Here is a 24,471-nt window from a genome sequence, read left to right as displayed (position 1 = left end):
CGTCTGCCTGTCAACGCGGGAGGGAGGCGGCGCGCCGGCCCGAGGGCGGCGCGCCGCGCGGTTTCAGCGGTAGATCAGCGTCGGCAGCCACATGGTGATACCCGGCACGAAGGTCACCAGCAGCAGCACCAGCGCCAGCGGGATCAGGAAGGGCGCCGTGCCCGCGAGCGCGCGCTCGAAGGGGATGTTGGCGACGCGGCTCAGCACGTAGAGCACCATCCCCACCGGCGGCGTCAGCAGGCCGATCATCAGGTTCAGCACCACGATCACCCCGAAGTGCACCGGGTCGACGCCCAGCTGCACCGCCACCGGCAGCAGCACCGGCACGAGGATGGTGATCGCCGCCACCGTCTCCATGAAGCAGCCGACGATGAGCAGGATGAGGTTGATCAGCAGCAGGATCACCACCGGGTTGTCCGACGCGCCGAGCAGCAGGTTCGCCGCCATCTCGGGCACCCGGTTCGAGGTGAGGATCCAGGCGAAGATCGACGCCGCACCCACCACCAGCAGCACCACGGCCGTGGTCTCGATCGTGTCGTAGCTGACGCGGATCAGGCGGCGCAGGGTGAGCGTGCGGTAGACCACCGCCCCGAGGAAGATCGCGTAGGCGCAGGCGGCCACCGCGGCCTCGGTCGGGGTGAAGGCGCCGGTGAGGATGCCGCCGACGATGATCACCGGGGTCAGCAGCGACAGGAAGGCGCGCTTGAAGCTGATGCCGAGCACCTTCAGCACGAAGGGCTGGTCGCGCTTGAACCCGTCGCGGCGGGCGAAATAGGCCACCATCAGCATCAGCGCCACGGCCATGACGAGCCCGGGGATGAAGCCCGCGGCGAAGAGCTGGCCGATCGAGGCGCTGGCGACCACGCCGTAGATCACCATCGGCAGCGAGGGCGGGATGATCGGGCCGATGGTCGACGATGCCGCGGTGATGCCGACGGCGAAGTCGGTCTTGTAGCCGGCGTCGCGCATCGCCTTGATCTCGATGGCGCCGAGCCCGCCCGCGTCGGCCACGGCCGCGCCGGACATGCCCGCGAAGATCACCGAGGCGCCGACGTTCACGTGGCCGAGCCCGCCGCGCATCCAGCCGACGAGGGCCAGCGCGAAGTTGAAGATGCGCTCGGTGATCCCGGCGGTGTTCATCAGGTTGCCGGCAAGGATGAAGAAGGGCACGGCGAGCAGCGGGAAGCTGTCGACCCCGTTCACCATGCGGTGCGCCACCACCATCGGCGGCACGGTGCCCGTCAGGATGAAGGCGAGCGAGGCCCCCGCCAGCGCGATGGCCACCGGCACGCCCACGAGGATGAGCACGAAGAGCAGGACGAAGAGAAGCGTGATGGTCATGTCCGGGTCCTAGTCGATGGCGTGGGTTTCATCCGCGTGGGCTTCGGGGTCGATGAGCCGGCTGGTGCCGCTCGACAGGTGCTTCACGGCGTTGATCGCGGCGTGGATCGCCATGCCGGCGAAGCAGACGGCGACGAACCAGTAGACATAGGACTTGGGCACGTCGATCGAGACCATCATGCCGCCGGTGCGCATGGCCAGCTGGCCCGAGAGCCAGGCGAGCGTGGCGAAGAAGCCGGTGGTGATGACGTCGATCACCGTCTGCATGACGCGGCGCAGCGGGCGCGGCACCCAGCGGTAGAGGAACTCCACCGCGATGTGGCTGTGCTTGCGCGCCGCCATGACCGAGCCGGCGAAGGTCACGCCGATCAGCAGGTAGCGGGCGATCTCCTCGGTCCAGCCGAAGGAGTCGTTGAGCACATAGCGGGTGAAGAACTGCAGGAAGACCACGAAGGCCAGCACCCAGAACAGGGCCAGCACCAGCACGTCCTGCAGGCGGATATCGGAAAGGTCGATCTCCTGCGAATCCTCGTCGGAGATGTCGAGGGTAAAGTCCTCTGGGGCGGAATTGGGGCCCGCCGGTCCCGTCTTGCTGTCGTCGTACATGGGAGCGCCTCGCAGGAGCGTCGGTGGGCCGGGGGCGGCACGGGCCGCCCGCCGGCGCGGGGAACGGTCTTACTGGCCGAGGGCCTGCAGGCGGTCGTAGGTGGCCTGGTCCCAGGTCGCCATGTCGCCGTTGTGCATCGCCTTCACCGCCTCGATGAACGGGCCGCGATCGACCTCGTTGACCGTGACACCCTCGTCGATGAACCACTGCTTGAGGTTGTTTTCGGCCTCGATCACCTGCGCGGTGGCGCAGGTTGCGGTGTCATCCAGCACCTGCTCGAGCGCGGCCTGGTCCTCTTCCGAGAGGCTGGTCCAGGTCGGGCCGCCGACGATGGTCAGCAGCGCGTCGGTGATGTGGCCGGTGAGGTTGATGTTGGACTGCACCTCGTAGAACTTCTTGGCCTGGATCGTCGGCAGCGGGTTCTCCTGCGCGTCCACGGTGCCCTGCTGCAGCGCAAGGTAGACCTCGGCGAAGGCGATCGGCGTCGGGTTGGCGCCGGTGGCTTTCGGGAACATCATGTAGAGCGGCGCGTTCGGCACGCGGATCTTCAGCCCGTCCATGTCGGCTGGGGTGAGGATCGGCTTGTTCGAGGTCACGTGGCGCTGACCGTAGTAGGTGAGCGAGGTGATGTGGTTGCCGGTGGCATCCGCGTAGCCCTGCGCCAGCTCGTTGAAGAGATCGGACGTGCGGTAGGCGTCCCAGTGCGCGAAGTCGCGGAACATGAACGGCGCGCCGCCGATGGCGAGCGGGCCGTAGTAGCGCCCGGCAAAGAGCTGGCCGGTGTAGATGATGTCGACGGTGCCGAGGCTCAGGCCCTCGTTGATGTCCGACTCCTTGCCCAGCGTCGAGGCCGGGAAGACCTCGATGCCGAGGCGGTTGTCGGTCGCCGCGACGAGCGCGTCATTCGCCGCCACCGCGCAGGTGTGGTAGGGCTCGGCGGTCTCGTAGACATGCGCGAACTTCAGCACGCGCTCGGCCGCGGCCGAGGCGGGCAGCGCGGCCCCGAGCGCCACCGATGCGGTGGTCAGGAATGCCAGTGTCTTGGTGATGCGGGTCATTTGGTTCTCCTCCCTAAAGTCCCAGTTCCTGGATCGTTTCAGCCTCCCACCACCTCCAATGGCGGGATGCCGTTGTCTTCCGCGAAGCGCGCCAGCGCCTCGACGGCCGTCTGGTCGAGCGTCATGCCCTGCAGCGCGCGGCGCTTGCCTTCCGCCCATTCGCGGTCGCCTGCCGCCATGACCTCGGCCCCCTGCGCGGCGCGCGAGGCGCGGATCGCGTCACGGTAGCGGCGCAGCGTGCCGGTGAATACCTCGAACCCGGCAAAGGCGGCGGGATCGAAGGCCATGACAAAGGCGCCGAGCCCGCGCGGGGTGGTCATGTCGCCGGTGACCATGCCGGGCAGCTCGAAGCTGAGCGGGGCGCCGGGCAGCGCGCTGCTGAGGATCTCGGAGATCCCCGCGAGCCCCGCGCCCTTGTAGCCGAACTCGCCGCCGAGCGGGGCGAGCATCTCGGCCAGCGCCGGGTCGGTGACGTTCTCGCCCTGCCCATTCGAGGCGGTGTCGGCGGGCAGCTCGATCCCTAGTGCGCGCGAGAGCTGCACCTTGTTGAACGGGATCGCGCTCGTCGCCATGTCGAAGAGCCAGGGCTCCTGCCCCTGCCCCGCGGGACCGGCCATCGAGATCGGGTTGGTGCCGTGGAACTTCGCGGCGCCGCCGTGCAGGCGCACGAAACTGTCGGAGTTGCAGAAGCAGAAGCCCAGCAGCCCCTCGTCTGCGATCGCCCTGGCATAGGCCCCGGCGGCGCCGAAATGCGAGCTGGCGCGGATCGCCACGGCACCCGAGCCACCGGAGCGGGCCATGGCGATCGCCTTGTCGACGGCGGCATAGGTGGCGCGGGCGCCATGGGCGTCGTTGCCGTCGAGCAGCGCCGCCCCGGTGCTTTCGGTGACGAAGCGCAGCTCCGGCGCCGGGTTGAGCCGGCCCTTCTGGAAGCCCTCGAGGTAATGCGGCAGCAGCCGGTAGCCGTGGGTGTCCACCCCCAGCGACGAGGCATGGCTGAGCGCGCGGATCACCGCGGCGCGGGTCGGCGCGTCGCAGCCCGCCGCGGTCATCGCCGCCTCGGCAAAGCGTTCCATGGCGGCCTGCATCACCCGCGCGGGCGGGCGCGGCGCGGCGGGGGCGGTGCCTTCCTGCGCGAGGTAGTTCTGCGTCGTGTCGCGGATATGGCTGCGCATCAGCGCCTCGGCCCCGGCCACGTCCCCGGCGGCGATCAGCTCGGAAAGCTGCTGGTGCTCGGCCAGCGAACGCTCGTTGAGCTGCGGCTCGCGGCTCAGCTTGTTGCGCAGCGCCTGGATGCGGAAGGACAGCATGTGGTGCGTCTTTTCCAGGTAGACGTTGCCGCATTCGGCAAAGATCGCGTGGTGGAAGCTGTTGTCGAGCAGCTTGTAGTCGCCTGCATCGCGGCCCGAGAGCGCCGCGGCCATCTGCGCGGTGATCTCGCGCAGCCGCGCCGCGAGCGGCAGGGCACTGCGCGCGATGGCAAGGCGCAGCGCCTCGATCTCGAGCATCTCGCGCAGCTCGCCGAGGCTGCGGATGTCCTCGGAGGACATCTCGAAGACCTTGGGGCTGCGGTTCGGGCTGGTGGTGATCATGCCCTCGCATTCCAGCTGCACCAGCGCCTCGCGCACGGGGATCTTCGACATGCCCAGGGTCGCGGCCAGTTCGGATTCGCGCAGCACCGATCCCATGGGCAGATCGCCCGAGATGATCTGTTCACGGATCGCGTCACGGGCACGGTCGGACAGTTTCGGCGCGGGCTCGCGCAGGGTTGGTGCGTCCACGGTCTTGTCTCCTCCACTCCGGAAAACGGTATATGGTATACCAAACCTGCGTCAACTGTGATCTAACGCAGGGGAAACGATGCCGCACCCGGCGCGGCGCAACCCCGTGAAAGCCGGGCGGAAAACGCGAAACGCCCCGGGATGTCCGGGGCGCTTTCTGGGGGGGTGCTCGGGAGGCATGTCCCCGCAGGGACGCGGGCGGATCAGCCCTCGGCCGCCCTGCGCATCTCTTCCTCGAACTGCACGCGCAGCTTCTTGCGGATCGCCGCGGCGCGGTGGCGCTTGCGCTCGAGTTCGGAGGTCACCTCCAGCTCGGGCACCTCTGCCGGGCGGCCCGCGTCATCCACCGCGACCATGGTGAAATAGCACGAGTTGGTGTGGCGCCGCGTGCCCTTGCGGATGTCCTCGGCCTCGACGCGGATGCCGATCTCCATCGAGGTGCGCCCGGCGTGGTTGACGCTGGCGCGGAAGGTCACCAGCTCGCCCACGTTGATCGGCTGCTTGAAGGTCACCTGGTCCACCGAGAGCGTCACCGCGTAGCGCCCGGAAAACCGCGAGGCGCAGGAAAAGGCGACGCGGTCGAGCAGGTTGAGCAGCGCACCGCCGTGCACCTTGCCGCTGAAATTCGCCATGTCGGGCGTCATCAGCACGGTCATCTCGAGTTGGCGGGGGTCCATGGCTTGCTCCGTTCGTGCCTGTCTGTGGACCCCAGCGCTAGCATGCGCGGCGCGGCGGCTGCCTCTGCTTTCTGCGCCGCGCCGCCGAATTTCCCGCCTGCGGGGCAGGCCTGCATCGCGCCGCGCCGGAGGGAGACCGGGGATGGGCAGAATCGCCCCCCTGCCCGCCCGGCGTGCCGCCGCTGCCTGCCACCTTCGCCGAGGCGCAACGCGGAGGGTGTTTCGGTAACCCCGCACATTCCCCCCGGCTTATCCACGTGGACGCTACGTAAACCTCTGGATGACTCGGTTGAGCGAAAACCGCTCCGCCGACATCCTTGGGGACCTTCGCACACAAGCCCCGAAAGGAGACCTCATGGCCCGGATCCTTCTGATCCTTCCAGACCAGGACCAGCGCAGCGCTCTGGACCGCATCCTTGCCGAGGGCGGCCACGATGCCTTTCAGACCGCGACCGCGGACGATGCCCGCCCGCTGATCGAAAGCGGCCTGTACGACCTGGTGATGCTCGACCCAGAGCTGCCCGACCAGGACGGGTTCGTCTTCCTGCGCGACCTGCGCGCGGTGAACAAGCGCCAGCCGATCGTCGTGCTGAACCGCTACGCGCGGGTGGCGACGACGCTGCTGGCAAAGGGGCTCGGCGCGAGCGGCATCCTGACCATGCCCTTCACCCGCGGCGAGTTCTTCTCGACCATCGACGACGCCATCGCGGCGTGACGCAAGCCCGCGTGTCCGGGCCGAATGCTCCGGGCGCGCCCGCGCGGCGGGTGGCCGCGCTCAGACCTCGAGGACGGTGAACTTCGGCTTCTGCGGCGGGAACTTCGCGCGGTCTTCCTCAAGCAGGCCGGAATCCGTGATGATCCGGTCGATCTCCTCGATCGGGACGGTCCGGTGCAGCGCGCGGGACATGAAGCGGCTGCTGTCGGCCAGCAGCACCACCTCGCTTGCCGCGGCGATCATCGCGCGCTTCAAATGCCCCAGCTCGAGATGGGTCTCCGACACGCCGGTCTCGTCGATGGCCGCCGCCGACATGAAGAAGATGTCGCAATGGATGTTGCGCAGGAAGCTGAGCCCCGGCTCACCGAGCAGGCTGAACGAGCCGTAGCGGCAGGCGCCCCCCGGCACGATCAGCGTGATGTTCTCGCGGTAGGTCAGCTGCTTGGCGACGTAGACGTCGTTGGTGATCACGGTGAGCGGGATCTCGAGCTGCGCGATCTCGTCGGCGAGCCGGTGGCAGATCACCGCGCCGGTGTCGATGAGCAGCGACTGGTGCGGCTCGATCAGGGTCAGCGCCTCGCGCGCTATGGCCTGCTTTTCCTCGACCGCGGTGCGCTGCGACAGGTCGGTCGAGGGCTCGTAGGTCGCCCGCGAGCGGATCGCCACGGCGCCGCCATGGGTGCGCCGGACCAGCCCCTCGCTGGCGAGCAGGTCGAGATCGCGGCGGATGGTCGAGACCGAGATGCCGAACATGCGCGCAAGGTCCTGCCCCGAGCCGGCCTGGTTCTGCCGGAACCATTCGATCAGGTGCTGGCGCCGTTCGGCGGGCAGCATCTCGTCGCTCAACGCGTCCTCGAAGTCAGTCAAGGGGCTCTCCCTGCTCGCTATTCTTCATCATCACGGATGGTTGACCTCTCTCTTCACATCACAACCGGCTTGGCAACCAAAGAACGATCTGGGGAAACACCGCCAGAATCACCGTTCCGAGGCACAGCAGCAGGAAAAATGGTGCCGCGGCGCGCACGGTCTCTCCCATGGAACGTCGCGTCAGCCCCTGCAGCACGAAGAGGTTGAGCCCCACCGGCGGCGTCAGCGCGCTCATCTCGATCATGATCACGAGGTAGATGCCGAACCAGATCGGGTCGAACCCGGCCTGCACGATCAGCGGCACGGCGATCGGCACGGTCATCACCGTCATCGAGGTGCCGTCGAGGAACATGCCGAGCACGATGTAGAGCGCGGCGAGGATCAGCAGCACGCCGTAGGGCGAGAGCTGCATCGCCGAGATGCCCTGGGTGATCTTGGTCGGCAGGTGCATGTAGGCGATGGCCGCCGACAGGAAGGCCGAGGCCGCGATCAGCATGAGGATCATCGCCGAGACGCGGATCGTCGCCATGAGGCTGTCGCGCATGAGTTGCAGCGAGAACTGCCCGGTGACCACGGTGATCACGATGGCGCCGAAGACGCCGACCGCCGCCGCCTCGGAGGGGGTGGCGATGCCCGAGTAGATCGAGCCCAGCACCACGACCATCAGCAGCATGATCGGCACGAGCTCCAGCGCGCCGCGCAGCAGCGCGCCCGCGCTCACCTCGCCCTCGTATTTCGGGGCGCGCGACGGGTCGAGGATCGACATGATCGCGATGTAACCGACGTAGAGCCCCGCCATCATCAGTCCCGGGATGACCCCCGCCGCGAAGAGCTTGGCGATCGAGACCTCGGCCAGCACGCCGTAGACGATCATCGCGATCGAGGGCGGGATCAGCAGGCCGAAGGATCCCGCCCCGGCCAGCGAGCCCGAGGCCAGCCGCAAGTCGTAGCCGCGCGCCTGCAGCTCGGGGATGGTGATCTTGCCGACGGTGGCGGTGGTCGCCGTCGACGAGCCCGAGATCGCCGCGAAGACCGTGCAGCCGAGCACGTTGGTGTGCAAAAGCCCGCCGGGGATGCGCGCCACCATCGGGGCGAGCCCGCGGAACAGCCGCTGCGAGATGTCGGTGCGGAAGATGATGTCGCCCATCCACATGAAGATCGGGATCGCCGCCAGCTCCCAGGAAATGGCGGAGGAGGAGATGACCTTGGTGGCGATGGCGCCGATGCGTGCGGCGTTGAAGTCGAGCACGAGGTACATCGCCGAGGCGCCGACCAGCATCAGGCCGGAGAAGATCCAGACCCCTGCCCCGAGGAAGAGCCCGAGCAGGCCGAGGACGATGGCGGCGGAAAATGTGACGGACATGATCTCTCTCCCGGCTCAGAGGTTCAGCGCGCGCTCTTCGGCATGGCCGACGGCAACCAACCGCAGCGCCCGCACGACGAGCTGAAGAAGAAGGAGGGCCAGCCCGATCAGGAAGAAGCTCTCGGGGATCCAGAGCGGGATCGGGATGAAATGCTCGCTGGTGGAGCCGCGCGAGAAGAGTTTCGAGACGGTCTTCCACTGGTAGTTCAGCAGGAAGCCCATGATGGCGCCCGCCGAAAGCAGGGTGAAGGCCTCGGCCAGCCAGCGCGCCCGCCCCTTCAGCCGGTCGGTCAGCACCGTGACGCGGATCATCGCCCCCTCCTGCAGCGCCCAGGGCGCCGCGAGGAAGGTGATCGCCGCCACGCCGTAGCCCACCAGCACATCCGCCATGTAGGTGGACCGCGAGAAGAAGCGCAGGCAGATCTCGAGCAGGATGAGTGAGGTCATCAGCACGAGCAGCGTGGCCGAGATCACCGCCGCGCAGCGGTTCAGCAGCGCGGAGCATCGCGCCACCACGTGCAGCCATGCCGGATCGTCGGTCCGGGCCGGGTGCGGGGGCGCTGCCAGCTCGGCAATCTCTTCGAGGGTCTTTGCGGTCATCTGAGCCATGTCCTTTCTGCCGCGGGGGCCGCGCCGGGCCTTCGCGCGAAGGCCCGGCAACATCAGGTGCCGCCGGGGATCAGCCCGCGGTCGCCTTCAGCTCCTCGAACTTCGCCAGCACCGCGGCGCCGCGGTCGCCGGTCTCGGCCAGCCAGCCCTCCTTGACCTTGGCCCCGGCGGCCTTGAGGAAGTCGAAGACCTCGGCGGGGACGTCGTCGTCGAGGGTGATCTTCATGCCGTTCTCGGACATCTTGGCATAGGCCGCGTCGATCGAGTCGCGCATGATCTCCCAGTTGTAGGCATCGCAGGCCGGGACGATCTCCAGCATCGCGGCCTGCACCTCTTCGGGCAGCGCGTCGAACTCGTCCTTGTTCACGTGGCACATGAACAGGCCCATGGCATAGTTCATCTCTGTGAAATCGCTCACGTAATCCCACAGCGACAGCTGCATCGCGCCATCCGCCGAGGTCAGCACCGCGTCGATGCCGCCGGTGGAGAGCTGCGGGATGAGGTCCGACCATGCGACCTGCAGCGGCGCCGCGCCGGCGTTCATCATGGTCTCGGTGCCGTTCACGTCATAGGTGCGGATGCGCAGGTCCTTGAGCGCGTCGACCGAGGTGATCGGGCGCGGCGCGTTGATCCCCGACGGCGGGTTCGGCATCGCCCAGAGCAGCACCATGCCGTTGTCCTCGAAGATTTTGGCGTATTCCTCGCGCGCCGCCTGCCAGAGCAGGAAAGCCTCTTCCGGGGTCGAGGCGATGAAGGGCAGCGACGAGAGGTTGAAGAACGGGTCGATCCCGCCGAGCTGCGTGACCAGCGTGACCGCAGCCTGCACCGCCCCGTCCTGCACCGCGTCGAAATGGTCGACGGACTTGTAGCCGAGCGCGCCGCCGCCCTGGTAGGTGATGGTCAGCGCATCGCCCACCTTCTTCTCCAGCTCGGAGAGGAAGAAGGTCGAGGCCTTCCCGGAGAGCGCCTGCGCGCCGTATTCGTCCGCCATGTCCCAGCGGATGTTGGCAAGGGCGGGACGCGCGAAGGCGGAAAGCGCCCCGGTCGCGGTGGCCGCCTGCATGAAGGTGCGACGGGTGAAGGTCATGATGAAGCTCCCTGTGCTTCGTTCATCCTGCCTGGTGCGCATGCCGCCCGTGCCGGGTGAACAGGTCTGACGTCGGTTTATTGATGATCGAGTCGAGCAGGATCATGCACACATGCACGCACATCTTGGCATTTTCTGTCAAGAAACCTTCACTATCTCCCACATAATTCCGCTAATTCCCGAAATCGCGCGCTGATAGGCCGAAAATCTGCGCAATTCTTATGCGGATTCTGGAAAAACGTCACGGTCGCTCGGATTTTCATTCACAAACGCGCAGAAGTGCGCAAGTGATCAGGGAAGGCGGTGGAATCACCAGGCCACCGCAGCCACGTAAGAACAGGACCGTCTTCGCATGGATGAGCAGACCGACACCGCGCCCGTCATAGTCATTTCCGGAGCGAATCGCGGCATCGGCGCCGCGATCGTGCGCGAGTTGAAGGCGCATGGCTATCGCCTCTCGCTCGGCGCCCGCGACATCGCCTCGCTCGAAGAAGCGCATGGTCCGGCGGATGACATGACGTTTTATGCGCAGTTTGACGCATATGAGCCAAAAACCGCCGAAGACTGGATCGACGCGACCGTGCAGAAGTTCGGCCGTATCGACGGGTTGGTCAACAATGCCGGCAACGGCGAGCATGTCCACCTCATGGACGAGAACGAGGAGGCGCTCGACCGGCTCTGGGCGGTCAACGTCAAGGCGCCGCTGCGGCTGACGCGCCTGTGCATGCCGCATCTCGAGCAGACCGGCCGCGGCCGGATCATCAACATCGTGTCACTCTCGGGCAAGCGCGTGCGCAACCCGCTGGTGGGCTACAACATGACCAAGTTCGCCATGATGGGCCTGCACCACACCACCCGCTTCGTCGGCTGGGAGAAGGGCGTGCGCGCCACCGCCATCTGCCCCTCCTTCGTGCGCACCGAGATGAGCGCCTACACCAAGAAGGTCACCCCCGAGGAGATGATCCAGCCCGGGGATCTTGCCGGTCTGGTGCGCACCGCGATCGAGCTGCCCAACACCGCGGCCATGGCCGAGATGCTGGTGAACTGCCGTCTCGAAGACACGCTGTGAGGCGCCGATGATCCTCGACAACCTCGAAACACTGCAAACCGACGCGACGCTCCCGGCCGAGGCCGAGGTCGTCATCATCGGCGGCGGCATCGCGGGCGTGACCACCGCGCTCTACCTCGCCGAGGCGGGCGTGAAGGTCGTGCTCTGCGAGAAGGGCCGCATCGCCGGCGAGCAGAGCTCGCGCAACTGGGGCTGGGTGCGGCAGATGGGCCGCGATCCGGTCGAGCTGCCGCTGACCATCCGTTCGCTCGAGCTCTGGCGCGAGATCGACCGGCGCTTCGGCATCGACACCGGCTTCCGCGAGACCGGCATCACCTATGTCTGCCGCACCCGCGCCGAGGTGAAGGAATTCACGGACTGGTCGGTTTATGCCGAGCGCGCGGGGATGGAATCGCGCAAGCTGGACCGCAAGGGCCTGCAGGACGTGCTGCCGGGCATCTCGGAGACCTATTCCATGGGGCTCTACACCCGCAACGACGGCCGCGCCGAACCCTGGCGCGCGGTGCCGCAGATGGCCATGGCGGCCCGGCGGCTCGGCGCGGTGATCCTCGAGAACTGCGCCGTGCGCGGGCTCGAGCAGAGCGCCGGGCGGCTCAGCGCCGTGGTCACCGAGAAGGGCACGATCCGCACCGACCGCGCCGTGCTGGCCGGCGGCGCCTGGTCGCGGCTCTTCCTCGGCAACCTCGGGGTGAACTTCCCGCAGCTGAAGATCCTCGGCACCGCGGCGCGCATCGAGAGCTCTGCCAAGGTGCCGCCGATGCCCGTCGGCGGCGGCGACTTCGCCTTCCGCAAGCGGCTCGACGGCGGCTATACCGTGGCGCTGCGCAATGCCAACGTCGCGCCCATCGTGCCCGACAGCTTCCGGCTCTTCCGCGATTTCTTCCCCACGCTGGTCACCAGCTGGCGCGAGCTGAAGCTGCGGGTCGGCGGGCAGTTCGTGTCCGAGCTGACCATGCCGCGGCGCTGGTCGCTCGACGAGACCAGCCCCTTCGAGCGCATCCGCACGCTGGAACCCCTGCCCCACGAGCCGTTCAACCGCATCACCCTGCGCAACCTGCCCAAGGTCTTCGCCGGATTTGCCGATGCGCGCCAGACGCACAGCTGGGCCGGGATGATCGACGCCACCCCCGACGCGATCCCCGCGATCTCGGAGGTGGAGCGCCTGCCCGGGCTCTTCCTCTCCGCAGGGTTCTCGGGGCACGGTTTCGGCTCTGGCCCCGGGGCGGGCGAGCTGATGGCCCAGATGGTTCGCGGCGTGACGCCGCGGGTCGATCCTGCCCCTTTCCGCCTTTCGCGGTTCCGCAACACCCATTCCGAAGCCGCGGCACGCGCGGCCTGAAGACCACAACAGGGATAAGACAATGGCCTGGAGAATTGGCGTAGACTCGGGCGGCACGTTCACCGACGTGTGCCTGTTTGACGAAGACAGCGGCAAGGTCGAGATCTGGAAGGTCTCGTCGACACCCGACGATCCCTCGCGCGGGATCACCACGGGGGTGGTCGAGGGGCTGGACCAGGTCGGCAAGACCGCGAAGGACCTTTCCTTCCTCGGCCATGGCACCACCGTCGCCACCAACGCGCTGATCGAGCTGCGCGGGGTGAAGACCGGGCTGATCGTCTCGGACGGGTTCCGCGACCTGCTCGAGATCGGACGGCAGAAGCGCCCGAACCTCTACGACATGATGGCCGAGAAGCCCGAGCAGCTGGTCACGCGCGACCTGCGCCGCGAGGTGCCCGAGCGGATGAAATACGACGGCACGGTCGACGTGGCGCTCGACGAGGAGGCGCTGCGCACCGAGCTGCGCGCGCTCGCCGGTCAGGACATCAAGTCGCTGGCGGTCTGCTTCCTCTACGGCTTCCTCAACACCGAGCACGAGGCTCTCGCCAAGCGCGTGATCGCCGAGGAGTTGCCGGATGTGTTCGTCTCGGCCTCGCATGACGTGGCGCCGGAGTTCCGCGAATTCGAGCGGCTCTCGACCACCGTGGTCAACGCCTATCTCGGGCCGGTGATGAAGCGCTACATCCGCCGCCTGAAGGAGAACCTCGAGGGCATCGGGCTCGAGATCGCGCCGCAGCTCACCCAGTCGAACGGCGGCGTCATCGGCTTCGACACCGCGGCCAACCTGCCGGTGCGCACGGTGCTCTCGGGCCCCTCGACCGGCGTGGTGGCGGCGCAGGCGATCGGCAGGATGTCGGGCTTCGAGAACATCATCACCTTCGACGTCGGCGGCACCTCGTCCGACGTGGCGCTGCTGCAGAACGGCATCTGCCAGCTGACCGGCGAGGCGGACGTGCACGGCTACCCGATCAAGGCGCCGATGCTCGACATCCACACCGTCGGCGCCGGCGGCGGCTCGATCGCCCATGTCGACACCGGCGGGCTGCTGAAGGTCGGCCCGCGCTCTGCCGGCGCCCATCCCGGGCCGGTCTGCTACGGGCTCGGCGCGACCGAACCCACGGTGACCGACGCCAACATCGTGCTGCAGACGCTGAACCCGGTCGAGATCCTCGGCGGCCGCATGAAGGTGCGCCGCGACCTCGCCGTCGCCTCGGTGCAGCGGTTGGCCGACCGGCTGGGGCTCGGCGTGATGGAGACCGCGCAGGGCATCATCTCGGTGGTCACCGCCAACATGGCCAAGGCGATCCGCGTCATCTCGGTGCAGCGCGGCCATGACCCGCGCGACTACGCGCTGATGGCCTTCGGAGGCGCCGGCCCGCTGCACGCGGCGCGGCTCGCGCGCGAGCTCGACATGGGCAAGGTGATCGTGCCGCTGACCCCCGGGACGCTCTGCGCGCTTGGCCTGCTGCTGACCGACCTGCGCGCCGACTTCGCGATCTCGCGGCTGATGCCGCTCGGCCGCGACGCGCTGGCCCCGGTCGAGGCAGGCTTTGCCGAGCTGATGGCGCAGGCGGGCGACTGGTTCGACACCGAGGAGATCGCCGAGGACCGCCGCATCATGACGCGCACCGCCGACATGCGCTACATGGGCCAGAACTACGAGCTGTCGGTCGCCGTCCCCGCCGGGCCGATCACCGCCGCGACCTTCACCGCGCTCGAGGAGGGCTTCGAGGCGGCCCACCGCCAGCGCTTCGGCTTCGTCGCCGAGGGCGAGCCGATCCAGCTGGTGACGCTCCGGCTCGAGGCCGCCGGCATCGTCAACAAGGCGCAGTTCAAGTCGCAGGAGCCCGCCGGGCCCGACGCCTCGGGCGCGCAGATCGCCAGCCGCGACGTGTGGATGGCCGAGGCCGGCGACTTCATCTCCTGCCCGGTCTACGCGCGCGACAGGCTGCGCCCCGGCAACGTGATCCAGGGCCCCGCCATCGTCGAGCAGATGGACACCACCACGGTGATCCTGCCCGACATGACCGGCACCGTGGACCCCTATCTCAACCTGATCCTGGAGGTGACGGCATGAACGCGCACGCAAGGACCCAGATCGACCCGATCACCGTCGAGGTCATCGGCTCCGCCCTGCAGAGCATCGTCGAGGAGATGGGCGAGGCGCTGGTGCGCGCCTCCTACTCGACCAACATCAAGGAGCGGCGGGACTGCTCGACCGCGCTGTTCGACCACCGCGGCAACACGCTCTGCCAGGCCGAGCACATCCCGATGCACCTCGGCTCGTTTCTCGGGGTGATCCCGGCGATCCTCGCGCGGTTCGAGATGCAGGACATCCGCCCCGGCGACGTGTTCATGGCCAACGACGCCTACGCGGGCGGCGCCACCCACCTGCCCGACATCGTGCTGGCCGAGCCGATCTTCGTCGACGGCACGCTGGTCGCCTGGGCGGTCAACACCGCGCACCACTCGGACTTTGCCGACCGCGGCCATGACCACATCTACCAGGAGGGGCTGCGCATCCCGCCCGTCCGGCTCTACCGCGAGGGCTTGCTCAACAAGGACCTGCAGGAGATGTTCCTGCTCAACTGCCAGGTCCCGCGCGAGCGCATCTCGGACCTCCGGGCGCAGATGTCGGCGAACCGGCTCTGCGTGCAGCGGATGACCGACCTCTGCGCCAAGTACGGCATGCAGATGGTGCTCGCCGCGGGCGACGCGCTGCAGGACTACGCCGAGCGCAAGATGCGCGCCGCCATCGCGGCGATCCCCGACGGCACCTATGCCTTCGAGGATCAGTTCGACAGCAACCAGCGCGCCGGGGCGATGACCTTCTCGGTCGAGATCACGGTGAAGGGCGACGAGATGACGCTCGCCTTCGACGGGCCGCCGCAGGTGCGCGGCGGGCTCAACCTGATCTACACCTCGCTGCTCGCGGCCTCCTACTTCACCGTGAAGTCGGTGCTCGACCCGACCGTGCTGCCGAACGCCGGCCTTGCCCGGCCGCTGACGGTGACCGCGCCCAAGGGCACGATCCTCAACTGCGAGCACCCGGCCGCCGTCGACGGGCGCATCGCCGCCGCGCAGCGGGTGACCGACCTCGTCTACGGCGCGCTCGCCAAGGCGCTGCCCGGCAAGGTCATGGCCGCCGGCAACGGCTGCTGCACCGGCGCGATCTTCAACGGCACGGACGACGCGGGCAACATCTGGGTCTATCTCGAGACCATCGGCGGCGGCGGCGGCGCGCGTCCCGGCGCGGACGGGCTCTCGGGGATCCACGTGGGGCTCACCAACACCTCGAACCTGCCGGTCGAGGCGCTGGAGCTGGAATACCCGCTGACCCTGCTGCGCTACGAGCTGGTGGATGACAGCGCCGGGCTCGGCGAGTTCCGCGGCGGCATGGGCATCCGCCGCGTCTACCGCGCCGAGAAACCCTGCCGCTTCACCGTCGAGGGCTCGCGCGTCGGCTCCTTCCCATGGGGGCTCGACGGTGGCGGCAGCGCCGACTGCACGCATCTCGACTTCGGCGACGGGCGCACCGAGTTCTCGGGCATGGTCGACCTCAAACCCGGCCAGATCGTCTCGATCACCACGCCCGGCGGCGGCGGCTACGGCGATCCCGCCCGGCGCCCGCGCGAGGCGGTCGCCCGCGATCTCGCCGAGGGGCGCATCAGCGCCGAGGCCGCCCGCACCACCTTTGGAATGAGCGTCTAACCCACTCACGGAACGCCTCTTTCCGGGCCAGCCCCCGCACGCTCCGGCGTGCGGGTCGGCCTTGATCACCCCGAACTTACCCCAGACCAAGACAAGGAACACCCGATGGTCAAGATCACCAAAGTCAAATCCGGCTCCATCTTCGAGGAGAAGGAGAGCTATTCGCGCATCGTCGCCGTCGACAACTGGATCTTCGTGTCGAACACCGCCGGCCGCAACTACAAGACCCGCGAGATGTCGACCGACCCGGTCGAGCAGGCCGAGCAGTGCTTCAAGAACATCGAGGGCGCGCTGAAATCCGTGGGCTCCTGCCTCGAGGACGTCGTGCAGTCGAGGATCTTCATCCCCTATGTCGAGGATGCCAAGGCGGTGATGGAATACGTCGGCACGCGCCTCAAGGGGATCGACCCGCAGCGCACCGTCACCTGCTCGCCGCTCGGCGCGCCGGACTTCAAGGTCGAGATCGAGGTGACCGCCTACCGTGGCGCCTCGCAGGCCGAGGTCGAGCACATCACCATCTCGCTCGCGGACTGAACGCGGCGCGATTGACGAGACCGGGGCCCCGTGCCAAGCGCAGGGGGCCCCACCCTTTTCCGCAAGGACATGACCATGGCCCCCACCGACACGCCCTCCCTGCTCTCCGACACCGCCCGCGTCGCGGCGATGAAGGGCAACGCGCTGGCGCAACTGGACTTCTTCCGCGCCAGCCTGCGCGAGGACGGCGGCTTCGACACGCTCGAGGTCGATGGCAGCCCGGTCCCCGGCCAGCCGCAGGACCTGATGACCACCGCGCGGCTGATCCATTCCTATGCGATCGCCCATATCGCCGGCGCGCCGGACTGCCTGCGCATCGTCGACGCGGGCATGGCGGCGCTCGCCACCGACTGGCCCGCCGGGCACCGCGACGCCGAGCACGGCGGCTACCTGCCGATCCCGCGCGACGGCGCGCCCGCCCCCTCGACCGACAAGCAGGCCTACGGCCATGTCTTCGTCCTGCTCGCCGCCGCCTCTGCGAAATCCGTCGGCCATCCCGATGCCGACCGCCTGCTGGCCGAGGCCGCCGCGGTGATCGAGGCGCGGTTCTGGGACGAGGAGACCGGCCGCCTGCAGGACGAGTTCCGCCGCGACTGGCAGGTCTTCTCGGACTACCGCGGGATGAACGCCAACATGCACGGGGTCGAGGCCTTCCTCGCCGCCTATGAGGCCACGGGCGATGCCGTGTGGCTGACCCGCGCCGGGCGGATCCTCGATTTCTTCACCGGCCGCGTCGCGCCCGAGCATGACTGGCGCCTGCCCGAGCACTACCGCACCGACTGGTCCGTCGACGCGGGCTACGAGGGCAACCCGATGTTCCGCCCCGCCGGCACCACGCCCGGCCACTCGCTGGAACTGGGCCGGCTGCTGCTGCAATACTGGGACCTGACCGGGCGCGCCGACGCGGCGCTGCCGGAGCGCGCGCGCAAGCTGATCGAGACCGCCGCCGAGGGCGCCTGGCGCGAGGCGGGCGGCTTTGCCTACACGCTCGATTTCGACGGCACGCCGCTGGTGACCGATCGCTACTGGTGGCCGGTGACCGAGGGCATCGGCGCCTTTGCCGCGCTGGCAAAGCAGGGCGGGCAGGCCTCGGACCTCGACTGGTACGCACGGCTCTGGCAGGTCTCGGACGCGCTCTTCATCGACGCGGCGCGCGGCGGCTGGTTCCCCGAGGTGGACGAGGCCGGCCAGCCGGTCGCGCGCATGTTCACCGGCAAGCCCGACATCTACCACGCGCTGCAGGCCTGCCTCTTCCCGCTGGCCCCGGGGCTGTCAGGCTATTACCGCGACCTCAAGGGCGTGCTGGCCTGACGGCAGCGCCCCGGGGGCATTCCCGCAACGAAGAACGGGCAATGGTCTCCCATTGCCCGCCAAGCCAGTCCCGGGCCGCGATCCGGCCCGGGGAAGCTGCACCCGGTCAGAAGGTCACGCCCAGAGCGACGACCAGCGACTCCTTGGTGCGGTTGCCGTTGAACCCGTCGTAGCGGCCGTAACTCACGTTGATCATCGCCGAACGCGAGAGCGAGATCGACGCCCCGGCGAAGCTGTTGAAATAGCCCGTCTCGTCGACGAAATCCTCGTAGGAATTGGCGAACTCGACGTCGACGCCCAGCCCGACATAGGGCTGGATCGCCCCCGGCCCGACGTGCTGCAGCGCCGCCTTGGCATAGACCGAGCCGTAGTCCTCGGTGCTTTCGCCGCGCGGGCCCTTCACCCTCGCCCCGAGCGAGTTGGTGGTCTCGTCGAACCAGGTCTTCTGCCAGGCCGCGCCGATGTTGGGGCGCAGGATCCAGCTCTCGGGCAGCGCCGCGATGTCGGCCCTCGTGAAGGTGCCCACCGCGTCCGCCTGCAGGTAGAGCCGTTGCGCGTCCTGATCGGACTCCATGGTGGCGAAGGGCAGCGGGATGCTGGTCTCGGCGGTCTCGTCGAACCAGCCGGCGCGCAGGGCGATGCCCCAGTTTTCATTCACCACCTTCAGCACGTCGGCCCGCAGCGCCCAGAACTCGATGTCGCTGCTGCCGTCGTTGTGGCGCATCTCGACCTCGTTGCGGTTCACCTCGACCCCGAGGCCCAGCATCAGGTCGGCGTTCGGGGCGTAGAAATACTGCGCGCCGAAGCCATGCGCCTCGCTGTCGGCCTCCATGTCGGTGCCGGCGTTCTCGGTCCGCCAGGCGTCCGACCAGCGGTTGTCGGACGAGAAGCGCAGGAACGAGGCGCTGTCACTCGGGCCCTTGTTCAGCTGGATGATGGCGCTGAGCGGGGTCAGCAACTCGCTCACACCGTCGGAATAGCCGTCCTCGGGGTTGCCGGGAATGTCCGCCAGCGCCGACATGCTGCGGCCGAAGGCGACGCGGGACTGCACCGCGCCGTAGCGCTCGTTCGAGGACATGATCCCCAGAAGCCCGGTCCGCCCCATGTTGGCGAGGACCCGGATCGACAGGGGCGGCGGGCCGCCGGCTCCCATGGCTTGCGGCGCGTCCGCCTTGGCTGCCGTTCCCGGGCACAGGGTTACCGCGCCCAGAGCGCAGGTCGCTATGAGTTTGAGCATCTCGCTCCTCCACTGATGTCAGGTGTTGTGGGGCTCCTCCGCCCCTTCTCGTCACACGGCGCACAGGCGCGGCGCCGTCATTCGGGCAAGATCCGGCCCCGCGCGCCCCGCTGACGTTCAGCCGGGCGCGTTCCCGCGGATGCGCCGCGGGACAGCCGGACCGGGTGCCGCCGCGCCGTCAGGCGCCGCGACCGCGGTTCTCTTGCAATGTCATCTGTCCTCCTCCGCGCGGCCGCAACGTCCCCCGGCGACCGCACTCCTCCTCTGTTCCGCGACCCTAGCGAGAGGAGGGCGCAAATGAAAAATTGATTATTCAGCGCTCATGTATTCATGGCATGAATGAGAGAGCAGCACCGCCCGCTCATCCCTCCCGTTCCGCATCCGCCACGCAGGCCTTGAGCAGGCCGCGCATCCAGATCAGCCCCGGATCGCGCGTGCGGTGCGCGTGCCAGCGCAGGCTCTGCCGCAGCGGCGCCACCGCGAAGGGCGCAGGGTGCACCTCCATCCCGCCACGGGCGACGGCGATCTGCGCGAGGCGCCGCTGGATGAGGCCGATCCGGTCGGTGCCGCGGATCAGCTCGGGGATCGACGAGAAGAGGTAGGAGGACAGCACCTTGCGCGGCACGATCCCGGCGTTGCGGATCGCCACGGCGGAATAGCTCTCCTGCCCGGTCAGCGGCTCCATCAGCACCTGCGGCGCGGCGGCGAAGCGTTCGAGCGTCATCTCGGCCCCGGCATGCGGGCCGCTGCCGTCGATGAGCACGACCAGCTCGTCCTCGAAGAGGATCTCGTGCTCCTGCTCGCTGGCACCGAGGTAGTCGGGCACGATCAGCATGTCCGCCTCGCCGCGGTCGAGCAGCTTGGCCGGGTCGGCGTGCTGCGGGCGCAGGTTGAGCCGGATGTTCGGCGCCTCCTCGGCCACCCGGCGCGACAGCTGCGCGCCGAGCACGGCCAGCGAATAGTCCGAGATGACGATGTTGAAGGTCCGCGCGTCGGTGAGCGGATCGAAGACCGGACGGATGCGCGTGGCGCTCTCCACCCGCATCATGATCTCGCGCACCGGCTCCTGCAGCGTCTCGGCCAGCGGCGAGAGTTCCATCCCCCGCCCCACCTGCACCAGCAAGGGGTCGTCGAAGAAGGTCCGCAGCCGCCCCAGCGCGTTCGACATGGCCGACTGGGTGATGAACATCTCCTCCGCCGCCCGCGTCACGCTGCGGGTCTTCAGCAGAATGTCGAGCGCCGCCAGCAGGTTCATGTCGAGCTTGTTGAAACGCATGGGCCCCTCCTCCGATCCAATTCACCGCATCAATGTCAGCCATTCATCGAAGCAATTTTCTAAATACCTCTGCCAAAGCTACAGGATTGGCAAGCAGGATTCGCACCCGGTTCCGCCCGGGTGCTGGCAGACGGAGGAGCCTGACCATGCGCATCATCGGACCCGACTACCTGGTGTTCGGGGTGGACGATCTGGAGGGATCGAAGACCTACCTTGCCGATTTCGGCCTGAAGCCGGTGCAGCTCGACGCGACCGGCTGGCTCTTCGAGACCCTCGACGGCACCGGCGTCATCATCCGCCCCAAGGGCGACCCCAAGCTGCCCGCCCCGCTCGAGACCAAGAACATGCTGCGCCAGCAGGTCTACGGCGTCGAGGACGCGGCCGCGCTCGACGCGATCGAGGCCGAGATGTCCAGGGACCGCCGGGTAACGCGGCTCGCCGATGGCGCGATCGAGTTCCGGGACGACCTCGGCTTCGAGCTGCGCTTCCAGGTGAGCATCCGCCGCCCGCTCTCGATGCCCGCCGAGAAGATCAACGCCCCCGGCGCCCCGGCGCAGCGCGCGCCGAACGAGCTCGGCGTCACCGACGACATGGCCGCCCTGCCGCGCTCGCTGAGCCACGTGGTGCTTTTCGTGCCCGACATGGACAAGATGGTCCGCTTCTTCTGCGACCGCCTCGGCTTCGTCATCACCGACGTGCTGACCGGCGCGGGCCCTTTCCTGCGCCCGGCGGCGAACGACGATCACCACACGCTCTTCTTCATCCGCACCCCCGCCTACATGATGGGCTGCGAGCACCTCGCCTTCCACATGGGCGGGCCGACCGAGCTGATGGTGGCGGGCGACCGCTTCGTGCGGAAGGGCTACCAGAGCTTCTGGGGTCCGGGTCGCCACAAGTTCGGCTCTAACTGGTTCTGGTACTTCAACAGCCCGCTCGGCGTGCATTTCGAATACGACGCCGACATGGACAAGCACGACGACACATGGGTCGCGCGCGAGGCGCCGAACGGCCCCGAGGCGAGTCAGATGTTCCTGCTGCAGTGGCGCGAGAAATGGGCCCCCGGCGGCGGCCCCGAGGGCGGTTCCGGAAAACCATGAGCGCGGGCCAGCTGAGGCTGTGCCACCGGGACGACGTTCCCGAGGGCGCGGCCCGCGGCTTCCTACCCCTGCCAGGCGCCCCGCGCAACGTCATCGTGGTGAAGCGCGGCGGGCAGCTGCATGGCTACATGGACGCCTGCCCGCACTACCGCGGCGGCACGCCGATGGCCTGGCGCAGGGACGCCTACCTGAACGGCGACGGCACGCATATCGCCTGCCACGCCCACGGCGCACTTTTTGACATCGAGACGGGGGCCTGCGTGTCGGGCCCCTGCCTGGGAAGAAACCTGACCCGCGTGCCTCTGACCGAGGCAGAGGACGGGTCCATCAGCGTCCCGGCACAGGTCGCCGGACGCGCAGCACGGGAGGGCTGATCATGGCAGCGGTACAGAAGGTTCTGGTCATCGGCGGCGGCTTTTCGGGCATGTCCGCGGCGATCATGCTGGCGCGCGGCGGCGTCGAGACCCACCTCGTCGAGATCGACGCCGGCTGGCGCAGCTACGGCGCGGGGATCAGCCTGCACGGCGCGACGCTGCGGGTCTTCGCCCAGCTCGGCATCCTTGATGCCTTCAAGCAGACCGGCGCCGCAACCGACGGGCTGGTGGTGCGCATGCCGCACAATGACCAGGTCATCGTCACCATCCCCACCCCGCCGATGCCCGGCACCGGCCTTCCGGGCAATGCCGCGATCATGCGCCCGGCGCTGGCGGCGATCCTCGCCGAGGCGACCCGCGCGGCGGGTGTGTCGGTCAGGCTCGGCTGCAGCTTCGAGACGCTGGACGAGGACGAAAGCGGCGTCACCGTCAGCTTCACCGATGGCAGCACCGGCCGCTACGACGCGGTGATCGGCGCCGACGGGCTCTTCTCCAGGACCCGCGCCACGCTGATGCCGGATGCGCCGAGGCCCGCCTATGTCGGGCAGGCCGTCTGGCGCGCCGAGCTGCCGACGCCGGAGGGGGTCGAGACGCTCAACATGTGGCTCGGCAAGGGGCTGAAGGTCGGGATCAACCCGGTCTCCGAGGGGCGCAGCTACATGTTCGTCACCGAGGACCGCCCGAGCAACGACTGGGTCGGCGACGCCGAGCTGCTGCCGCGCATGAAGGCGATGCTGGACCAGTTCCCCTCGCCGATCCTCACCAAGGTGAAGGACGCGCTGAGCGAGGACAGCAAGCTGATCTACCGCCCGCTCGAGAAGATGCTGCTGCCGCAGCCATGGCACGTGGGCCGCATCATGCTGATCGGCGACGCGGTGCACGCGACCACGCCGCATCTCGGCGCCGGGGCCTGCATCGGCATGGAAGACGGTCTGGTCCTCGCCGAGGAACTGCTGCGCGCCGGGACCGTGGCCGAAGCCTTTGCCGCGCACGAGGCGCGGCGCTGGGAGCGCTGCAGCATGGTCGTCACCAACTCGGCGCGCCTCTCGGAGATCGAGGTCACCGGCGGCGACCAGGGCGAGCACAACGCGATCATGGGCCGCTCGATGATGGCGCTGACCGAGCCGGTCTGAGCGCGGAAAAGACCTGTCCCCGCGGGGACAGGACAATCAAGGGCCGGCGGGGGAGCCGGCCCACAGGGAGGAGAACACCAGATGACTGATACCGGGACATCTCCGGCAGCGATGAGCGCTGCGCCGGGCATAGCCAAGACCGGGGCCGCCGCGCTCGTGGTCGGCCATTGCGCGGGTCTCGTCGACCTTGTCGCGCTGCCGGTCTGGGTGGGCGCGCTGATCGCCCGCTTCGGCTTCGGCCCGCGCGAGGCCGGGGCGCTGGTCACGCTGTTCCTGATCGGGGCGGTGGTGGCGAGCGTGCTGACCGCGCGCAATTTCGCCCGCCTTCCGCGCAAGGCGCTGGCGGTGGCGGGCTTCGCGCTGGCGGCGCTGGCCTTCCTGCTGGCCTCGCGGCAGAGCGCCTTCCTGCCGCTCGCCGCGCTGCACCTCTTGGGCGGCATGGCGAACGGCGTGGCGCTGAGCCTCGTGCACGGCACCATGGGCCGCTCGGGCAACCCGCACCGGCTCTTTGCCATCGCGGGCGTCGGGCTCGGCCTCTTCGGGGTGATCTACATGGGCGCGGTGCCGCCGCTGCTGGTCCAGCAGGGCGGCGCGGCGCTCTTCCTCGCCTTCGGCGCGATCATGGCGGTGGCGACGCTGGCGACGCTGCTCGCCTTCCCCGATGCCGGGGGCCGCAGCGACGCCCCCGCCGCGCGCGGACCGCTGGCGCCCGGCGTGCTGGCCGTGGTCGCGGGGGTGAGCCTCATGACCTTCAACCAGGCGATGGTCTTCTCCTTCGTCGAGGTGATCGGCACCGCCCGGGGCTTCGCGCCGCAGGCCATCGTCGGCACGCTGATCGCCTTGGGGATCGTAAACTTCGCCGGCCCCGCCCCGCTCGCCGCGCTGCTGGAGAAACGCCTGCCCGCGCGCCGCGTGGTGATGGCCGGGCCAATCGTGCAGGCCGCCCTTGCGCTGGCGCTGACCTTCGCCACCGCCTTCGTGGTCTGGGCCCCGGTCGCGGCGGTCTTCGTGGGGGTGCAGATCTTCACCCACACCTTCGCCTTCGGGCTGCTGGCGCGCATGGACAGGTCCGGTCGCGCCGCCGCCGCCACCCCGGCGATGCTGATGACCGGCTCGGCGCTCGGCCCGATCGTCGGCGGGATGCTGATGGAGAGCCTCGGGATCGGGGCGCTCGGGGTCATGGCCATGGGCATCGCCGCCCTGTCGGTGACCTGCTTCGCCCGCGGCACCCGCGCCGAACGCTGAATTGAGAGATGGGTCCGCCCCGCGGCGGGCCCGGGACCGA

General features: G+C 68.7%; 22 protein-coding genes. 11 read left to right on the top strand and 11 right to left on the bottom strand.

Going from position 1 to position 24,471, the window contains the following annotated elements; all coding sequences use genetic code 11:
• Nucleotides 1-63: 63 nt before the first annotated feature.
• The 5 genes from PVT71_RS09690 to PVT71_RS09670 form a co-directional block, all read right to left on the bottom strand.
• Nucleotides 64-1,341 (bottom strand): TRAP transporter large permease, encoded by a 1,278-nt coding sequence (locus PVT71_RS09690; protein WP_353471580.1) that lies wholly within the window; start codon nt 1,339-1,341, stop codon nt 64-66.
• Between the two features lie 9 nt (nt 1,342-1,350).
• Nucleotides 1,351-1,947, bottom strand: coding sequence for a TRAP transporter small permease (locus PVT71_RS09685; RefSeq protein WP_353471578.1), 597 nt, complete (start codon nt 1,945-1,947; stop codon nt 1,351-1,353).
• Nucleotides 1,948-2,016: 69 nt separating this feature from the next.
• Nucleotides 2,017-3,006 (bottom strand): sialic acid TRAP transporter substrate-binding protein SiaP, encoded by a 990-nt coding sequence (locus PVT71_RS09680; RefSeq protein WP_353471577.1) that lies wholly within the window; start codon nt 3,004-3,006, stop codon nt 2,017-2,019.
• A gap of 38 nt (nt 3,007-3,044) precedes the next feature.
• Nucleotides 3,045-4,787 carry an Ldh family oxidoreductase gene (locus tag PVT71_RS09675; protein WP_353471576.1) on the bottom strand — a complete coding sequence of 581 codons (1,743 nt, stop codon included), beginning with the start codon at nt 4,785-4,787 and terminating at the stop codon, nt 3,045-3,047.
• A 203-nt stretch (nt 4,788-4,990) separates the two neighbouring features.
• Complete coding sequence (locus PVT71_RS09670; RefSeq protein ID WP_353471575.1) at nt 4,991-5,464, bottom strand: acyl-CoA thioesterase; 474 nt, start codon at nt 5,462-5,464, stop codon at nt 4,991-4,993.
• A gap of 355 nt (nt 5,465-5,819) precedes the next feature.
• Here PVT71_RS09670 and PVT71_RS09665 point away from each other — a divergent pair, with 355 nt between their 5' ends.
• Entirely contained in the window at nt 5,820-6,179 is a 360-nt protein-coding gene (locus PVT71_RS09665; RefSeq protein ID WP_353471574.1) for a response regulator, read from the top strand.
• 60 nt (nt 6,180-6,239) lie between these two features.
• Here PVT71_RS09665 and PVT71_RS09660 read toward each other — a convergent pair whose 3' ends face one another.
• The 4 genes from PVT71_RS09660 to PVT71_RS09645 form a co-directional block, all read right to left on the bottom strand.
• Nucleotides 6,240-7,046 carry a DeoR/GlpR family DNA-binding transcription regulator gene (locus tag PVT71_RS09660; RefSeq protein WP_353471573.1) on the bottom strand — a complete coding sequence of 269 codons (807 nt, stop codon included), beginning with the start codon at nt 7,044-7,046 and terminating at the stop codon, nt 6,240-6,242.
• Nucleotides 7,047-7,104: 58 nt separating this feature from the next.
• Nucleotides 7,105-8,409: a TRAP transporter large permease subunit gene (locus PVT71_RS09655; protein ID WP_353471572.1), complete on the bottom strand. Its 1,305-nt coding sequence runs from the start codon at nt 8,407-8,409 to the stop codon at nt 7,105-7,107.
• A gap of 15 nt (nt 8,410-8,424) precedes the next feature.
• Nucleotides 8,425-9,009: a TRAP transporter small permease gene (locus PVT71_RS09650; RefSeq protein WP_353471571.1), complete on the bottom strand. Its 585-nt coding sequence runs from the start codon at nt 9,007-9,009 to the stop codon at nt 8,425-8,427.
• A gap of 79 nt (nt 9,010-9,088) precedes the next feature.
• The gene (locus PVT71_RS09645; RefSeq protein ID WP_353471570.1) at nt 9,089-10,105 is read right to left on the bottom strand and encodes a TRAP transporter substrate-binding protein; all 1,017 of its coding nucleotides are present in this window, start codon (nt 10,103-10,105) and stop codon (nt 9,089-9,091) included.
• 352 nt (nt 10,106-10,457) lie between these two features.
• Here PVT71_RS09645 and PVT71_RS09640 point away from each other — a divergent pair, with 352 nt between their 5' ends.
• From PVT71_RS09640 to PVT71_RS09615, 6 genes are all read left to right on the top strand, one after another.
• Nucleotides 10,458-11,174, top strand: a complete 717-nt coding sequence (locus PVT71_RS09640) for an SDR family NAD(P)-dependent oxidoreductase (protein WP_353471569.1) — start codon at nt 10,458-10,460, stop codon at nt 11,172-11,174.
• A 7-nt stretch (nt 11,175-11,181) separates the two neighbouring features.
• Nucleotides 11,182-12,513 (top strand): FAD-binding oxidoreductase, encoded by a 1,332-nt coding sequence (locus PVT71_RS09635; RefSeq protein ID WP_353471568.1) that lies wholly within the window; start codon nt 11,182-11,184, stop codon nt 12,511-12,513.
• A 22-nt stretch (nt 12,514-12,535) separates the two neighbouring features.
• Nucleotides 12,536-14,590 carry a hydantoinase/oxoprolinase family protein gene (locus tag PVT71_RS09630; RefSeq protein WP_353471567.1) on the top strand — a complete coding sequence of 685 codons (2,055 nt, stop codon included), beginning with the start codon at nt 12,536-12,538 and terminating at the stop codon, nt 14,588-14,590.
• Entirely contained in the window at nt 14,587-16,224 is a 1,638-nt protein-coding gene (locus PVT71_RS09625) for a hydantoinase B/oxoprolinase family protein (protein WP_353471566.1), read from the top strand. Before PVT71_RS09630 ends, PVT71_RS09625 begins: the two co-directional genes overlap by 4 nt.
• Before the next feature lie 105 nt (nt 16,225-16,329).
• Nucleotides 16,330-16,758 (top strand): RidA family protein, encoded by a 429-nt coding sequence (locus PVT71_RS09620; protein WP_353471565.1) that lies wholly within the window; start codon nt 16,330-16,332, stop codon nt 16,756-16,758.
• 75 nt (nt 16,759-16,833) lie between these two features.
• Nucleotides 16,834-18,069: an AGE family epimerase/isomerase gene (locus PVT71_RS09615; RefSeq protein WP_353471564.1), complete on the top strand. Its 1,236-nt coding sequence runs from the start codon at nt 16,834-16,836 to the stop codon at nt 18,067-18,069.
• A 106-nt stretch (nt 18,070-18,175) separates the two neighbouring features.
• Here the strand turns inward: PVT71_RS09615 and PVT71_RS09610 are convergent, their stop codons facing one another.
• Together PVT71_RS09610 and PVT71_RS09605 are read right to left on the bottom strand one after the other, a co-directional pair.
• Nucleotides 18,176-19,306: an autotransporter outer membrane beta-barrel domain-containing protein gene (locus tag PVT71_RS09610; protein WP_353471563.1), complete on the bottom strand. Its 1,131-nt coding sequence runs from the start codon at nt 19,304-19,306 to the stop codon at nt 18,176-18,178.
• A gap of 361 nt (nt 19,307-19,667) precedes the next feature.
• A complete protein-coding gene (locus PVT71_RS09605; protein ID WP_353471562.1) occupies nt 19,668-20,582 on the bottom strand; it encodes a LysR substrate-binding domain-containing protein in 915 nt (304 codons plus the stop codon).
• A gap of 146 nt (nt 20,583-20,728) precedes the next feature.
• On the opposite strand from PVT71_RS09605, the gene PVT71_RS09600 reads away from it, so the two are divergent.
• The 4 genes from PVT71_RS09600 to PVT71_RS09585 all read left to right on the top strand — a co-directional run bounded on the left by PVT71_RS09600 (nt 20,729) and on the right by PVT71_RS09585 (nt 24,431).
• The gene (locus PVT71_RS09600; protein WP_353471561.1) at nt 20,729-21,679 is read left to right on the top strand and encodes a VOC family protein; all 951 of its coding nucleotides are present in this window, start codon (nt 20,729-20,731) and stop codon (nt 21,677-21,679) included.
• Nucleotides 21,676-22,053 carry a Rieske (2Fe-2S) protein gene (locus tag PVT71_RS09595; protein WP_353471560.1) on the top strand — a complete coding sequence of 126 codons (378 nt, stop codon included), beginning with the start codon at nt 21,676-21,678 and terminating at the stop codon, nt 22,051-22,053. The genes PVT71_RS09600 and PVT71_RS09595 overlap by 4 nt, the downstream gene beginning before the upstream one ends.
• Before the next feature lie 2 nt (nt 22,054-22,055).
• Nucleotides 22,056-23,186, top strand: a complete 1,131-nt coding sequence (locus PVT71_RS09590) for an FAD-dependent oxidoreductase (protein WP_353471559.1) — start codon at nt 22,056-22,058, stop codon at nt 23,184-23,186.
• 81 nt (nt 23,187-23,267) lie between these two features.
• Nucleotides 23,268-24,431, top strand: a complete 1,164-nt coding sequence (locus PVT71_RS09585) for an MFS transporter (RefSeq protein WP_353471558.1) — start codon at nt 23,268-23,270, stop codon at nt 24,429-24,431.
• Nucleotides 24,432-24,471: the final 40 nt, after the last annotated feature.

It is taken from the genome of Salipiger sp. H15, assembly GCF_040409955.1.
Taxonomy (GTDB): domain Bacteria; phylum Pseudomonadota; class Alphaproteobacteria; order Rhodobacterales; family Rhodobacteraceae; genus Salipiger.
This window is presented reverse-complemented; position numbering and strand designations above follow the sequence as displayed.